At 71.1% G+C, this 14,574-nt stretch carries 16 protein-coding genes; 12 read left to right on the top strand and 4 right to left on the bottom strand.

Annotated features, from left to right (window positions below):
* Window position 1 precedes the first annotated feature (1 nt).
* From fliD to KYX17_RS24225, 3 genes are all read right to left on the bottom strand, one after another.
* On the bottom strand, window positions 2-1,384 hold the full coding sequence (fliD, locus tag KYX17_RS24215; protein WP_243230508.1) for a flagellar filament capping protein FliD: 1,383 nt from the start codon (window positions 1,382-1,384) through the stop codon (window positions 2-4).
* Window positions 1,385-1,444: 60 nt separating this feature from the next.
* Complete coding sequence (locus tag KYX17_RS24220) at window positions 1,445-2,320, bottom strand: flagellin (protein WP_243230511.1); 876 nt, start codon at window positions 2,318-2,320, stop codon at window positions 1,445-1,447.
* 94 nt (window positions 2,321-2,414) lie between these two features.
* Window positions 2,415-3,233 (bottom strand): sigma-70 family RNA polymerase sigma factor, encoded by an 819-nt coding sequence (locus KYX17_RS24225; RefSeq protein ID WP_243230517.1) that lies wholly within the window; start codon window positions 3,231-3,233, stop codon window positions 2,415-2,417.
* Window positions 3,234-3,428: 195 nt separating this feature from the next.
* Here KYX17_RS24225 and KYX17_RS24230 point away from each other — a divergent pair, with 195 nt between their 5' ends.
* The 9 genes from KYX17_RS24230 to KYX17_RS24270 are packed head-to-tail and all read left to right on the top strand — an operon-like array spanning window position 3,429 to window position 10,356.
* Window positions 3,429-3,911 (top strand): flagellar protein FlgN, encoded by a 483-nt coding sequence (locus KYX17_RS24230; RefSeq protein ID WP_283818216.1) that lies wholly within the window; start codon window positions 3,429-3,431, stop codon window positions 3,909-3,911.
* 12 nt (window positions 3,912-3,923) lie between these two features.
* Window positions 3,924-5,330 carry a flagellar hook-associated protein FlgK gene (gene flgK / locus KYX17_RS24235; RefSeq protein ID WP_243230528.1) on the top strand — a complete coding sequence of 469 codons (1,407 nt, stop codon included), beginning with the start codon at window positions 3,924-3,926 and terminating at the stop codon, window positions 5,328-5,330.
* 13 nt (window positions 5,331-5,343) lie between these two features.
* A complete protein-coding gene (gene flgL / locus KYX17_RS24240) occupies window positions 5,344-6,225 on the top strand; it encodes a flagellar hook-associated protein FlgL (protein ID WP_243230531.1) in 882 nt (293 codons plus the stop codon).
* A complete protein-coding gene (gene fliW / locus KYX17_RS24245) occupies window positions 6,222-6,593 on the top strand; it encodes a flagellar assembly protein FliW (RefSeq protein WP_243230532.1) in 372 nt (123 codons plus the stop codon). The genes flgL and fliW overlap by 4 nt, the downstream gene beginning before the upstream one ends.
* A 23-nt stretch (window positions 6,594-6,616) precedes the next feature.
* Window positions 6,617-7,240, top strand: coding sequence for a tRNA (adenosine(37)-N6)-threonylcarbamoyltransferase complex dimerization subunit type 1 TsaB (gene tsaB, locus KYX17_RS24250; RefSeq protein ID WP_243230535.1), 624 nt, complete (start codon window positions 6,617-6,619; stop codon window positions 7,238-7,240).
* A complete protein-coding gene (rimI, locus tag KYX17_RS24255; RefSeq protein ID WP_308220943.1) occupies window positions 7,237-7,719 on the top strand; it encodes a ribosomal protein S18-alanine N-acetyltransferase in 483 nt (160 codons plus the stop codon). The genes tsaB and rimI overlap by 4 nt, the downstream gene beginning before the upstream one ends.
* Window positions 7,716-8,786, top strand: coding sequence for a tRNA (adenosine(37)-N6)-threonylcarbamoyltransferase complex transferase subunit TsaD (gene tsaD, locus KYX17_RS24260; protein ID WP_243230539.1), 1,071 nt, complete (start codon window positions 7,716-7,718; stop codon window positions 8,784-8,786). The genes rimI and tsaD overlap by 4 nt, the downstream gene beginning before the upstream one ends.
* Complete coding sequence (locus KYX17_RS24265; protein WP_243230540.1) at window positions 8,783-9,238, top strand: hypothetical protein; 456 nt, start codon at window positions 8,783-8,785, stop codon at window positions 9,236-9,238. The genes tsaD and KYX17_RS24265 overlap by 4 nt, the downstream gene beginning before the upstream one ends.
* 5 nt (window positions 9,239-9,243) lie before the next feature.
* Window positions 9,244-10,356: a hypothetical protein gene (locus KYX17_RS24270; protein WP_243230542.1), complete on the top strand. Its 1,113-nt coding sequence runs from the start codon at window positions 9,244-9,246 to the stop codon at window positions 10,354-10,356.
* Between the two features lie 6 nt (window positions 10,357-10,362).
* Here the strand turns inward: KYX17_RS24270 and KYX17_RS24275 are convergent, their stop codons facing one another.
* A complete protein-coding gene (locus tag KYX17_RS24275) occupies window positions 10,363-11,631 on the bottom strand; it encodes an SAM-dependent methyltransferase (RefSeq protein ID WP_243230543.1) in 1,269 nt (422 codons plus the stop codon).
* 158 nt (window positions 11,632-11,789) lie between these two features.
* Here KYX17_RS24275 and groES point away from each other — a divergent pair, with 158 nt between their 5' ends.
* From groES to KYX17_RS24290, 3 genes are all read left to right on the top strand, one after another.
* Window positions 11,790-12,086, top strand: a complete 297-nt coding sequence (groES, locus tag KYX17_RS24280) for a co-chaperone GroES (protein ID WP_017203655.1) — start codon at window positions 11,790-11,792, stop codon at window positions 12,084-12,086.
* A gap of 139 nt (window positions 12,087-12,225) precedes the next feature.
* On the top strand, window positions 12,226-13,155 hold the full coding sequence (gene rarD / locus KYX17_RS24285) for an EamA family transporter RarD (RefSeq protein ID WP_243230545.1): 930 nt from the start codon (window positions 12,226-12,228) through the stop codon (window positions 13,153-13,155).
* A gap of 133 nt (window positions 13,156-13,288) precedes the next feature.
* Window positions 13,289-14,545 (top strand): ABC transporter substrate-binding protein, encoded by a 1,257-nt coding sequence (locus tag KYX17_RS24290; protein ID WP_243230552.1) that lies wholly within the window; start codon window positions 13,289-13,291, stop codon window positions 14,543-14,545.
* The last annotated feature ends 29 nt before the right edge of the window (window positions 14,546-14,574 follow it).

Genomic DNA, 14,574 nt, shown 5'->3' on the forward strand with positions numbered 1-14,574 from the left:
CTCAGGCTCCCTGCTTCGACGGGGACAGGCTCGCGAGCTGCGAGGTGAGGTAGTCGGACTGCGACTGCATCTGCGACAGCATGGTCTCCAGCCGCGCGTAGGTGCGCTCCAGGGTCGCGCGTCGCTGTTCGAGGCGTACGTCCCAGCGTTCGATCTGCTCGCCGAGCGAACGCACCTCGCTCTCCTGTCCCAGGATGCGGGCCGTGAGCAGGCCGTCGTAGCGGTCGGAGTAGGTCTCCGCCGTCTCCTGGACCCGCGCGGCGATCGCGGAGACCAGGCTCTGGACGGCATCCGGGTCCTTCGCGAGCGCTGCCGTGAAGGTCTCCTCGTCGAAGGACAGCGCGCCGTGGCGGTCGAGGGAGATGCCGATGGATGAGGGAGACGTCCCGCCGACGGGGTGCTGCACGGCACCCGCGAGCGCCTGACGCAGCGCGCGCACCGTGCTGTCTCCGGTGAAGACTCCGAGCGTCGTGGCCGTGCCCTGCCCGTCCGCGACGGTCGCCTTCGAGCCGTTGTCGATCCGGGTGAGGAGGCCGGCGAGCTGCGAGACGAAGTCGGCCGTGGCCTTGGTGCGTCCCTCCACGTCGGTGTCGACGCCGACGGTCACCGGATCCGCGGATGCCCGGGCGATCGTGACGTCGACGCCGGCGAAGAGGTCCGTGAAGGTGTTGGTGGAGCTCGTGACGACCTGCTCCGCCGCGGTCCCCGCCCAGAGGCGGATCCGGGCGTCGGCGCCGGTGGTGATGACGGCGCCACCGGGCTCCGCAGCGAGGTCGACGGCGGTGCCGGCGGCCACCGAAGCGGCATCGCCGCGATGGATCCGGAACGCGGCGTCCTGACCGGTGTCGGCCGAGGTGAACTGCAGGCGCTGCAGCGGGGCTCCTGCGGCGTCGGTGCCGGCGGACACGACCATCGCGGAGATCCCGAGTCCCGCACCGTTGACCGCGCGTGCGATGTCAGCCGCGCTGCCGGAGGCCGCGGAGATCTCGGTGAGCTCGCCCGCGGCGTTCTCGATCGTGAGGACGGCGGGCGCCTCCGGCCGCTGCGCGAACGCGGCGGTGACGACGGAGTGGCGCGTGGCGACGCGGTCGACGACGATGTCGGTCGTGAGAGGAGACGCCTCGGGGCGGGCGGTCACCGCGACGGCATCCGAGGAGGACGTCGCGCGCATCCCCGCGAGCGCCGAGCCGTCCGCGGCGGCCTTCGCGCGCGTGGCGAGGTCCTGCAGGGAGCTGTTGAGCGTCTGCAGCTGCGAGATGATCAGGCCCTTGTCGTCCGCCTTGGCCTTGAGCAGCGTGCGCGGGATGGCGTGCACGTCCATCAGGGCGTCGATGAGGGCCGTGGTGTCGAGGCCGGAGACGAGCCCGTCGAGTGAGAGTGCCATGTCGACCTTCCGGAATCAGCCGGTGCCGGGACGGCGGACCGCCCCGGCACCGGAACGGGATCAGCGCAGCAGCTGCAGCACGCCCTGGTTGACCTGGTTCGCCTGAGCCAGCATGGCCGTGCCCGCCTGCGACAGGATGTTCGCAGCCGTGAACTTGACCATCTCGGACGCCATGTCAGTGTCGCGGATGCGGCTCTCGGCGGCGGCGAGGTTCTCGGACGAGACGTTCAGCGAGTTGATCGTCGACTCGAAGCGGTTCTGAGCGGCACCGAGGCCTGCACGGGCCTCCGAGACGCTCGTGATCTGCGCGTCGATCGTGCCGATCGCCGCGAGTCGTGCCGCAGCCGCGGCATCCGCGTCCGCCGCACCGGCCTGCTCGAGGTCGAGAGCGCTGATCGCGGTGGCCACGGCCGTGATGTCGGCGCCGGTCAGGTCCACCGCGATCTGGTCGTTCGCGGCCGTCGCACCTGCGCCCACCTGGAAGGTGAGCTTGCCCGTTCCGTCGCCGGCCGTCGCACCCGTCAGCAGGTCGATGCCGTTGAAGTTCGTGCCGGAGGCGATACGGCTCAGCTCCTCGCCGAGGGCTGCGACCTCGGTCTGGATCGCGGCGCGCGAGTCCGCATTGTTCGAGTCGTTGCCGGCCTGCACGGCGAGGTCGCGGACCCGCTGCAGGATCGAGTGGACCTCGGTCAGGGCGCCTTCTGCGGTCTGGATGACCGAGATGCCGTCCTGGGCGTTGCGCGCGGCGACGTTCAGTCCGTTGACCTGCGAGCGCAGGCCCTCGGAGATCGCGAGGCCGGCGGCGTCGTCCGCCGCGCGGTTGATCCGCAGGCCGCTGGACAGCTTCTCCAGCGACTTGGACAGGTCGTTCTGCGTGTTGGACAGGTTGCGGTAGGCGTTGAGCGCCGACACGTTGGTGTTGATCTGCATACCCATGGTGTTCTCCTCCGTGACTGGGTCGAGCAGGAGCCCGTCCGTGGGCTCCGATCTCACCTATCGGCAGTGCGGAGGCAGGCGTTAGGGCAGCGGTTCAGAGTGCCGCCGGAACCGGCGCGGGGGCGACGGCGGCGAACACGCGCGCGAGCCGCGGGCCGCCGATCTCGGCGACCCGCGCGTAGAAGCTCTCCCGCACCGACACCGACACGCGGGACACCGGATCCGGCGGCGTGTCCTCGGCGAAATAGCGCGACAGCACGTCCCGCAGCATGCGGACGGCTTCGGCCCGCTGCTGGGAGACCGCGGAGTGAGAGACGCCGAGCTCCTCGGCGATGTCCTTCACGGGACGCTCTTCGAGATAGACCGCGATGACGATGCGGCGCATGCGCTCCGGAAGGGCCGCGACCGCGGACTCCAGCACGTGACGACGCTCGCCGAGCGCCGCGGACTCCTCGGGCAGCGGCAGGTCGGTCGCGAGGTCCGCGGTCGCCGGATCGTCCAGCGTGGTCACGATCCGTGCGGAGTCCGCCAGCGCCCCCGCCACGACGTCCTCGCCCACGCCCATCGCCGTGGCGATCTCGGTCACCGTCGGGGTGCGCCCGAGCGATGCGGCGAGAGTGTCGCGAACCGATACCGTCTCCTTGATGCGCGTGCGCGTCCCGCGGGACGCCCAGTCCATCGAGCGCATCTCGTCGGCGAAGGCCCCGAGGATGCGACGGCGCGCGTAGGCTCCGAACGGGACGCCGAGCGTGGGGTCGAAGGCGTCCGCCGCTGTGACGAGGGCGAGCGCTCCGACAGCCGCGAGCTCCTCGCGGGGGATGTGGGTGGCTCGGGCATGTGTTTCGGATGCGAGGTAGCCGACAAGGGGGAGATTGTCTTCAACCAGGCGGTTGCGTTCGGCGCGCGGTGGCACGGGGGACTTCCACCTCTCAGGAGTTCCGACCGGGGGATCGGGGAATGACGAGAGCAGATGCACATATCATGAGGTACACGATCTGTCCATGGGGAGTACTGCCCATCACCAGTCCACATAGTAACCATATGGTGGCGATGGCCGACAGTGATACATGGATTCTCGATCGAGAGTCAGTGCGGGGATTGGGGAACCATGGGAGCCAATGAGCTGTCGATGCAGCTGTGGCGTGAGCGAGAGCTGCTGGAGATGCTGCTGTTCAAGCTGGACGAACAGCAGCTGCTGCTCGCCGCTGGGCGGTCGCGCTGGATCCATCTCGCCGCGCGCGAGATCGAGCAGGTGCTCGAGCGGCTGCGGGCGAGCGGAATGGCGCGCGTCGTCGAATCGGACATCGTCGCTCTGGAATGGGGCGCGCCGGAGGGCGCGACGATCCGGGAGCTCATCGCGGTCGCGCCGCAGGACGCCTGGCGCGACCTGTTCGAGGACCACCTCCGGGCACTGACCCGTCTCACCGGCGAGATCGGTCAGCTCCGGGACGTGAACGACCAGCAGCTGCGAACGGCTCTGCGCGCGACCCAGGAGACCATCGCCGACCTCTCCGGCGACACCGGCGAGTACACCACGCGGGGCGATCGCGCGCGCAACGACGCTGCACGCATCATCGACACCCAGATGTGATCGGAAGGAAGCATGTCGACTTTCAGCGGACTGAACACCGCGGCCAGCGCCCTCGCCGCCGCGCGCCGGGGCATGGACGTGGTCGGTCAGAACATCGCCAATGAGCGGACCGAGGGCTACACCCGGCAGCGCGTGACGCAGTCGTCGATCGCCGCCGTCGCGCAGTCCGGGCGCTTCTCGACCGGAGCGGTGCCCGGAGACGGGGTCGCGGTCACCGGGATCGCCCGCCTCGGCGACGCCCTGCTGGACGCTCGGGTGCGCGACGCGCTCGCGTCATCCGGCTTCTGGTCGAGCAGGGCCGTTGCCGGAGCGACCGCCGAGGTCGCACTGGCCGAGCCGACCGAGAACGGTCTCGCCTCCGGGTTGTCCCGCTTCTGGGCGGGATGGCAGGACCTCGCCAACACGCCGGACTCGGCCGCGGCGGCCGGCGCCGTGCTGCAGTCGGCAGCGCAGCTCACGGGCCAGATCGCCGGCGGATACCGTGCCGTCGCCGCCCAGTGGAGCGATGCCCGGTCGGCAGCCGACCGCACGATCACCCAGGTCAACGCGAGCGCCGACCAGATCGCGTCGCTGAACCGCGCCATCCGGGACGCCCAGGCGTCCGGGCGCTCGGCGAACGAGCTGATCGACCAGCGATCCGTGCTCGCACAGAACGTCGCACGGGCGGTCGGCGGCGTGTCGACCATCGAGGCGGACGGCACCCTGACGGTCCGCGTCGACGGCAACCCGCTGGTCGCCGGCACCACCGCCCGGCACCTCGTCCTGGAGGGGCCGCGCAGCATCGACGCCGGCGGGCGGCTGACGGTGACCTGGGCGGACTCGGGGGCCTCGGCATCCATCGCCGCGGGAGAGCTCGGAGGGACGCTGTCCGTGCTCGCGCCCGCCGACGAGGACGGCACCCTCGCGCAGCTGGCCGCCGCGTACAACGCCGTGGCGGAATCCCTCGTCAACACCCTGAACGCCCAGCACCGTGCCGGAGTGACGTCCGGCGGCGCGGCCGGCGGCGACTTCTTCACGCTGTCGGCGACCGGCCCCGCGGCGCTGGGGATCGGGGTCGCGGTGACCTCGGCATCCGATCTCGCCCTGGGCGCTCCCGGCGCGGGTGCGCGGGATTCCACGAACGCCGACGCGATCTCGCAGATCGGGGAGCGCGACGGCTCCCCGGACGCCCTGTGGGTGGATCACATCACGCGACTGGGCGTCGGCGTGGCAGCGGATGCGCAGCGTGCGCGCCTGGCCGAGGCCTCCGCGGTCTCCGCCGTGACGGCGCAGCAGTCCGTCGCCGCGGTCGACGGCGACGAGGAGACGATCAACCTGCTCACCTACCAGACCGCGTATCAGGCGGCCGCCCGCGTCATGACCGCGGTCGACGAGGCGCTCGACGTCCTGATCAACCGCACGGGCGTCGTCGGACGCTGATCGGAGGACCCGCATGATCTCCCGAGTCACCTCGTCCTCGATGACGCAGTCCAGCCTGCGGCAGCTGCAGGCGAACCTCTCCGAGCTCGCCCGGCTGCAGGAGCAGGCGTCGTCCCAGCGGGCGTTCGCGACGGTGTCGGACGACCCGGCCGCTGCGGCGACCGCGCTGGGCCTGCACGCCGCTCAGCGCCGGGGCGAGCAGCACGCCCGCAATATCGACGACGCGCTCGCGTGGGTGACGACCGCGGACTCCGCGCTCGCCTCCGCCACCGCGCTCATGAACCGGGTGCGCGATCTCACGGTCCAGGGTGCGAACGACGGAGCGCTCGACGCCACCGCGAAGGAGGCGATCGCGGTCGAGCTGGAGGGGATCCGCGAGGAGCTGCTCTCGGTGGCGAACACGAGGCTGCTGGGACGGTCCGTCTTCGCCGGGACCTCGGACGAGGCCGCGTTCGATGCCGCCTACGCGCACTCCGGAATCCCCGGGGCCGAGGTCGTCCGCAGGATCTCGGACGGCGGCTCGGTCCGGGTGGACGTGGACGGGGCCGAGGCCTTCGGCACGGGAGCCGGATCCGCGTTCGCCCTGATCGACTCGATCGTCGCCGACCTGCGATCGGGCACGAACGCGGGCCCTCGGCTCGCGGAGATCGATGACCGTCTCACGGCCCTCCGAGGGGCCCACGCCGCGGTCGGAAGCCGGCAGGCGCAGGTCGAGCGAGCGAAGGAGGTCGCCGTGCAGAATTCCGTGTCGCTGGAGGCGAGGAGGGCGGCCGTCGAGGACGTCGACTCCGTGGAGGTGCTCGTGCAGCTGCAGGCGCAGGAGCTCGTGTACCGCTCGGCGCTGTCCGTCACCGCGCGCGTTCTGCAGCCGTCGCTGATGGACTTCCTGGCATGAGCGTCGCGCTGAGCTTCGTCTCGCCGCCGCCGGGACTGGCGCCGCACACGGACTTCGCCCTCACGGCGATCGACGAGGCCGAGGGGCTGTTCGCCCTGCGCGCGGTCGCTGTGCCGGACCTGCGGCTGTACGTCGTGGATCCGCGGACCGTGATCGCCGGCTACGAACCCGTGCTGACCGACGAACAGGTCGCGGATCTCGGGCTGCATGCGCCGGAGGACGCGATGCTGCTCGTGGTGGCGCATCCCGCCACCGCGGGAGTCAGCGTCAACCTGCTCGCCCCGGTCGTCGTGAACCGCACGACCGGACGCGCAGCCCAGGTGATCCTGGACGGTCAGGACTACGACGTGCGCACTCCGCTGGGATGACCGCGAGCAAGTAGCCTGGGAGGGTGATCCTCGCTGTCGACACCTCGCTGGGCTCGGCCGTCGCCATCGTCGACGGCGACGGAGCGCTCGTCTCGGACGCCTCCAGCCCCGACCCGCTGGGGCACGCCGAGGTGATCGGGGATCTGCTCGCGTCCGCGCTGGACGAAGCGGGCGGAGGCGAGATCGCGCATGTCGTCGCCGGCATGGGGCCTGGGCCCTTCACGGGTCTGCGCATCGGCATCGCCACGGCTCGGGCGTTCGCGCTCGGACGCGGCATCGACGTCATCCCCGTCCCCAGTCATCTCGCCCCCGCCCTCACGGAGATCGAGCGGAACGGTGCGGAAGGCCGATTCGCCGTCGTGACCGATGCGCGCCGTCGCGAGGTCGCCGTCACGGTGTTCGAGGGGCTGGACGCCGACGGCATCCCGAACGTCGTCGCCGGGACCGTCCTGGTCCCGCGCGCGGACGCCGAGGCGCATCTGGACGGCGTCCGTGCCGTCGAGGTCGCCGTCCTGGATGCCGCGTCCCTCGCCCGCGTGGGCCGGCGGGCGGTAGGTGCGGGACGCGTCCTCGCCGGTCAGGAGCCGCTGTACCTCCGTCAGCCCGACGTGACGATGCCCGGAGCGCCCAAGAAGGTGAGCGCGTGATCCGGCCGGCGACCGCCGACGACCTCGTGGCGATCATGGCGGTCGAGAACGCCTCGTTCCCGACCGACGCCTGGAGCGCCGAGACCATGGCCGCGGAACTGGCGGGCGAGCACAGTCACTACATCGTCGACGAGGAGGGCGGCGTCGTCATCGGCTACGCGGGACTGCGCGGCGTGCGGGGGGCGGCGGACGCCGACGTCCAGACGATCGCCCTGCTCGACGCGCACCGTGGCGCCGGGCGCGGGCGCGCCCTGCTGAGGACGCTGCTCGCCGAGGCATCCGCTCGGGGCGCCAGGGAGGTGTTCCTGGAGGTCCGGGCCGACAACCCCGCGGCCGAGGGACTCTACACCTCCGAGGGCTTCGTGGAGCTCGGCCGCCGGCCGCGCTATTACCAGCCCGACGACGTCGACGCGATCGTGATGAGGCTCGACCTCCGTGCGGGCGCCGCCCGCGCTGCGACGAAGGAGGAGACGGCATGAGCGGACCGCTGGTGCTCGGCATCGAGACGAGCTGCGACGAGACCGGGATCGGCATCGTGCGCGGGCGCACCCTGCTGTCGAACACGATCGCGTCGAGCATGGACGAGCATGCCCGCTACGGCGGCGTCGTACCCGAGGTCGCCGCCCGGGCGCACCTCGAGGCGCTGCAGCCCTCGATCGAGGCGGCGCTCGCCGAGGCCGGTGTGCGGCTGGAGGACCTGGACGCCGTCGCCGTCACCTCCGGTCCGGGGCTCGCGGGTGCTCTCATGGTCGGGATCGGCGCCGCGAAGGGCCTCGCCGTGTCTCTCGGCACGCCCCTGTACGCGGTCAACCACCTGGTCGGGCACATCGCCGCCGACATCCTGACGCCGGATGCCGAGCCGCTGGAGTACCCGACGATCGCCCTGCTCGTGTCGGGCGGGCACACCTCGCTCCTGCATGTGCGGGATCTCACGACGGACGTCGAGCTGCTCGGCGAGACGATGGACGACGCGGCGGGGGAGGCCTTCGACAAGGTGGCGCGCCTGCTGTCGCTTCCCTACCCGGGCGGTCCGGAGATCGATCGGGCGGCGCTCGAGGGCGATCCGGACGCGATCCGCTTCCCGCGCGGTCTGTCGCGGGCGTCGGACCTGGCGAAGCACCGCTACGACTTCTCCTTCTCGGGGCTGAAGACGGCGGTCGCCCGCTGGGTGGAGCGCTGCGAGGCGGAGGGACGGCCGGTGCCGGTCGCCGACGTCGCGGCGAGCTTCCGCGAGGCGGTCGTCGACGTCCTCGTCACCAAGGCTCTCGCCGCCTGCGCGGACCGCGGCGTGCCACGACTGCTGCTCGGCGGCGGCGTCATCGCGAACCGGCGGCTGCGCGAGGTCGCGCTCGAGCGCGCCGCCGCGGCGGGCGTCACGGTGCGCATCCCGCCGCTGTCGCTGTGCACGGACAACGGCGCGATGATCGCCGCACTGGCCGCAGAGCTGATCTCGTCGGGGCGGCAGCCTTCCACTCTGGCGTTCGGTGCGGACTCGACGCTGCCCGTCACCGAGATCCAGGTGGCGCGGGCGGGGGTCGCGGCATGAGCGACGAGACGAGAGCGCCGCGCGTCGAGGGGGCGAGCCCCGAGGTCGAGAAGCCGGCGGGAACGGCCCGTCTCCCCGGCGCACGCCGTGAGGGGTACACGAAGCTGCCCACCGGTCCCGTGGGCATCGAGCCCGTGGTGGCGAGCGGGCCGGATGCGGACGCGGTCGGTTCCTGGGCGCCGAGCACGTCGGAGCAGCCGATCGAGGAGGACACGGCCCGGCTCGGCCCCTGGGCCCTGCTGGCCGCGATCGTCGCGTTGATCGCCTCCTTCTTCGTGGGGTGGGGGATCCCGGTGGCGATCGTCGCCGTCGTCGCGGCGATCATGTCGCTGCGACGGCCGTTGGAGAGCCGAGCTCTCGCGGTGTGGGCGCTCGTGCTGGGGATCATCGCCACGGTGTACAGCGCCGGGTGGCTCGTCTGGGCCGCGATGCAGCCCGGGGTGTTCGGGTAGCCCCGATGCTGTCGCCGGAGGAGTCCGCGGAGCTGCGGGAGCTGCAACGGAAGGCGTACGCGCCCGGAGCCGAGCCCTCGGATGCGGATGCCGCGCGCCTGCGCGCCCTCGAGGAGCGCCGGGTGGCGCCTCCCGCGCCCGCCGACTCCTCGCGAGGCGGTGACGACGAAGGATCCGCCGTCGCGGAATCTCCCGTCGACGGCGCAGCGTCCCCTGGAGCGGCACCGGCGCACGCCGCCGGTGGCACCGGGGAGGAGGTCGACCGTGCGAAGCCCGCAGAGCACGAGGCGCACGCCCCAGAGGAACAGGCCGCCCGCCCGCGATGGCGTCGCTGGGTGCCCTACGCCGCGATCGGCCTGGCGCTGCTCGTCGGGTTCGGGGTCGGGTTCGCCGTGTTCGGTCAGACGGTCGTGCGGTCGATCGCGCTGTCGCTCGCCGTCGGCGCGGAGCAGGCCGAGCTGGAGGCGAGCGACGACTACGATCCCGGTTCGATCACCGCAGTGGGACAGGCGCACGGCGTGACGATCTGGCACGCCACGAGAGGCGAGGGCGCCGAGCAGTGCGTCATCGTCACGCACGACGCCGGGCGCGATGGCGGCTGCGCCACGAGTGCGGAGTTCGAGGACCGCAGCAGTGGCCTGTACGCCTCCGTGATCCTGTCCGGCGACGGGGACGAGGCGGGAGCTCAGCTCAGCGTCAGCCTCGCGCGCACCGTCGATGGCGAACTCGCCGTCATCGCGGAGGTCTGGACGCAGGACATGTGGGACTGGCGTTCGCAGTACACCGAGGATGAGCTCGCGATCCTGGAGCGCATCGAGCGGGAGACGGGCGTCGACGGGGGAGTCCTCCAGATCGTCGGCTACGACGACACGACACCGGTGTGGCTGGAGTACAGCGGCGTCGGGGTGTGCGCGATCGTCGTCGCCGAGGACGTCGAACGGGCCTGCGCGGACGATCCTGCCGCGCCGGTCGTCCTCGAGGTCCGCGCGGCGGACGGCGGCGTGACCGCGTACCACGTGTCGGAGTCGTCGATGCGGGGTCCGGTCCTCACGATCGAGCGCACGCCGGCGGTCGTGGACGTGACGATCGACGACACGACCGGGGACGTCGACGGCTGACCCGGGTCACACCCGATCGGCGAGCACGGCCATCCGCCGGTTCCCGACGCGTGTGAGGATGAGCGTGGCGCTCTGCGCGCCGTCGAGCCTGAGCTTCTTGCGGAACGCGGCCGGATCGATGTCCATGCCGCGCTTCTTGATCTCCAGCGAACCGATGTCCGCCGTCCTCAATGCGGCGTTGATCGCCTTGGGGTTGGCCGGCATCGTCTCGCGCACCCGGAACGACTGCACGAACGGGCTCGTGACGGCGGCATCCCCGGTGAGATAGGCGATGCGCTCGTCCAGCATCCCGGCATCCAGGCTCCGCGCCACATCGCCGATGAGGCGCGCGCGGATCACCGCCCCGTCCGGTTCGTGCAGGAAGGCGCCGAGCGGGCGCACAGCGGCGTCCTCGGCATCCGCGCCCGCGGTGAGCTCGTGGACGGAGTCCCCGCGCATCACCAGCGCCGCGCGGCGGACGCCGTGGCGCGCGAGCGACCCGCTCCACAGCACGAGCTCGACGACGCTGCCGTCGGCGCTGACCCACTGCGCCTCGGCGTCCTCGGGCAGCGCCTCGCGGTCGTGGCCGGGGCCGAGCTTGATGCCGGCCGGCATGCGCGCGGCGAGGTCGAACGCCCAGTCCAGTGGCGGCGAGTAGTCGGATGCCGTCAGGCGCCGGGTCTCGCCGTGACCGGAGGTGCGGCGGGCCGGATCCATCCACACCGCCGTGCCTTCCGCGCGCGGATTTCGCAGAACGTCACGGAACCCGTCCGTCTCCGCGGGATCGCTGCGAGATCCGTGCGTTTCTGCGAGAAGCGTGCGCGCGGCGTCCTCGGCCGTGCCGTGCGCGACCGAGGCTTCCTCCCCGAACGCGGCGAGATTGTACGCGGCGATCGCCGCCGTGACCTGATCGGCGTCCACGGCGCTCACGCGCAGCCCCGCGCCTGCGAAGGCCAGGGCATCGCCGCCGATGCCGCAGCCGAGGTCCGCGACCCGGGTGAATCCCGCCTCTCGGATGCGTCCGGCATGACGTGCCGCGACGGGCAGCCGCGTGGCCTGCTCGAGTCCCGCCTGAGTGAACAGCATCCGATCGGCGAAAGGGCCGAACTTCGCGGATGCCCTGGTGCGAAGCCGGGCCTGGCCGACCACGGCCGACACGAGATCGGGGGAGTGCCCCGCGGCCCGCAACCGGCTGACCACGCGGGCGACATCCGTCGTGGAATCGATCCGCCCGACCTCGTCCAGCAGGCGAAGCCCGTCCGGGGTGAGCAGGGCGGTGAGCTCGGTCATCTCCACCGGTTCAGCCTACGCGCCGCGCGTTCGACCTCCGTGTCGCGCCGACTGGCACTCGCATTGCGTGAGTGCCAGCCGACGTCCTACACTGGCATTAGCACTCTCGGGTTGAGAGTGCGAACGAGTCTTTCGTGTCAGCGTCAAGAAAGAAGAGGTAGACCGTGTCGGTTTCCATCAAGCCGCTCGAGGACCGCATCGTCATCAAGCAGGTCGAGGCCGAGCAGACCACCGCGAGTGGGCTGGTCATCCCCGACACCGCCAAGGAGAAGCCCCAGGAGGGCGAGGTCGTGGCCGTGGGCCCCGGCCGCATCGATGACAACGGCAACCGCGTCCCGCTCGACGTCGCCGTCGGCGACCGCGTGCTCTACAGCAAGTACGGCGGCACCGAGGTGAAGTTCGGCGCCGACGAGTTCCTCGTGCTCTCCGCGCGCGACGTCCTCGCGGTCGTCGTCCGCTGATCGCAGCGCACATAGCCTCGAAGGCCCGGACGCATCAGCATCCGGGCCTTCGTGCATCCCCGGACGCGCGTCGCGCGATTCCTGCCGATCTCGCCGGCGGCGAGCATCCGGCATCCGGAGCCGGTCATAGAGTTGATCGGTGAGTACGCAGAGAACGCCCCGCACCGAGACCGCCGGGGTCGCCTACGCCCTCGGCGCCTACCTGCTGTGGGGTGTCCTCCCGCTGTACTTCCTCCTGCTCGCCCCCACCCAGGCATGGGAGGTCGTGGCGTGGCGCGTGCTGTTCTCGCTCGTGTTCTGCGTGATCCTGCTCGCCGTGATGCGCGGCTGGCAGCGGCTGTGGGCGATCGTGCGGCAGCCGCGACTGCTCGGGCTCACCGCCCTCGCGGGGCTGCTGATCTACGTCAACTGGCAGGCCTTCCTGATCGGCACCCTCGACGACAAGGTCGTCGAGACGGCGCTGGGGTACTTCATCAACCCGATCACCACCGTGCTCCTGGGAGTGTTCGTCCTGCACGAGCGGATGCGCCGCCTGCAGTGGGTCGCCGTGGGCATCGCGGCGCTCGCGGTGATCGTCATCATCGTCGCGTACGGGACGGTGCCGTGGATCGCGCTCACCCTGACGCTCTCATTCGGCGTGTACGGGCTGATCAAGAAGAAGATCGGCCCGTCCGTGGACGCCCTCAGCGGTCTGACGCTGGAATCGTTCTGGCTCATCCCGATCGCGGTCGTCCAGCTGATCGCGGTCGGCGCGACGACCGGCATCACGATCGGGAACAACGGGGTGTGGCACACGGTGCTGCTGGGCTTCGCCGGCGTCGCCACCGCAGTCCCGCTGCTGCTGTTCGCGGCCGGGGCCCGGCGCATCGACCTGACGGTGATCGGGATGATCCAGTTCATCACGCCGATCATGCAGTTCCTCATCGGCGTGGTCGTGCTGCAGGAGCCCATGCCGACCGAGCGCTGGATCGGCTTCATCCTGGTCTGGGCGGCCGTCGCCGTGTTCATCGTCGACCTGCTCCTCGCCGCCCGACGTCACCGACGCGTCGCCCCCGTCGAACCGGTCTGAACCCGCCAGGAACACCGTCATCTCCGCGAAACAAGATCGTTAGCGCACCGATACCCGCGGGCGCGCGGCCCGGTCTTAGTGTTAGAGCACCCGAACGTGGTACCGCCACGTCCGCTGTTGTCGAAGGAGCAATATGAACGGTTTGCAGGGTTCGCGCCCCAAGCTGCTGGCAGGAATCGCACTGCTGGGAGCGACGGCGCTGGTCATCGCGGGGTGCAGCACAGGCACCCCCGCTCCCGAATCATCGGAGCCGACGAACGAGCGTCCCGAGAACGTCGATCTGTCGCTGACTCTGGGTTCGCTCCTTCCTGCGACGGGAACGCTGGCGTTCCTGGGGGCGCCGATGGAGGCGGGCGTCCAGCTCGCGGTCTCCCAGATCAACGAGGCGGATGCCGGCATCCAGGTCGAGCTCGTCAGCGAGGACGAGGGCGACCTGGACAACAAGGCGTACGAGACCTCGATCACCAACCTCCAGAGCGCCGGGATCAACGCCATGGTGGGCGCCGCCTCCTCGAGCGTCACGAAGCTGATCCTTGACGGCAACGCCGGCGCCGGCATCCTCACCGTGTCGCCCTCGAACACGTCGCCGGACTTCACGGGCATCAACCCGCTGTACTTCCGGACCGCCCCGAGCGACAACCTGCAGGGCGAGGTGCTCGCCAACCAGATCGCCGAGGACGGCCACAAGACCCTCGGCATCATCTACCAGAACGACCCGTACGGCACCGGACTGTTCGAGGCCATCAAGACGACGTTCGAGGGCACGGGCGGCGAGGTCGTCGCCGAGGCCTCGTACAACCAGGGCGACGGACAGTTCAACGCGCAGGTCCAGACGATCGCGGCCGAGAACCCGGACGCCGTGGCCGTCGTGTCCTACGACCAGTTCGCGACCATCGCGCCGCTGCTGGGCAACGCGGGCGTCGACACCGGCGCGCTGTACCTCGTCGACGGCAACCTGAAGGACTGGCCGGACCTGCCCGTGAGCCTCGAGGGCTCCAAGGGCACGCGTGCGGGCGCCGAGCTGCCGGATGACTTCATCGACCAGCTCAACGAGGTCTGGACGGCGGGCGGCAACGAGCCGATCGACGCTCTGACCTACTCGGCCGAGGCCTACGACGCCGCGACGCTCATCGCCCTGTCGGCGCTGTACGCCGTGTCGGTGGAGGGCGAGGACATCGCGGGCGCGATGCGCCTGGTCTCCGGCGGCGAGGGCGAGGGCGAGAAGTGCACGAGCTTCGCCGACTGCGCCGAGATCATCAACGCCGGGGGGACCCCGGACTACGACGGCTACTCCGGTGAGATCACGTTCGACGAGAACAACGATCCGAAGGGCGCGGCCATCGGCGTCTACGAGTTCGACGCGGAGAACATCCAGTCCCGCATCAAGTGAGACGACGGAAGGGCTCCGGATGCTCGGCA

This window comes from Microbacterium sp. CIAB417, assembly GCF_022788845.1.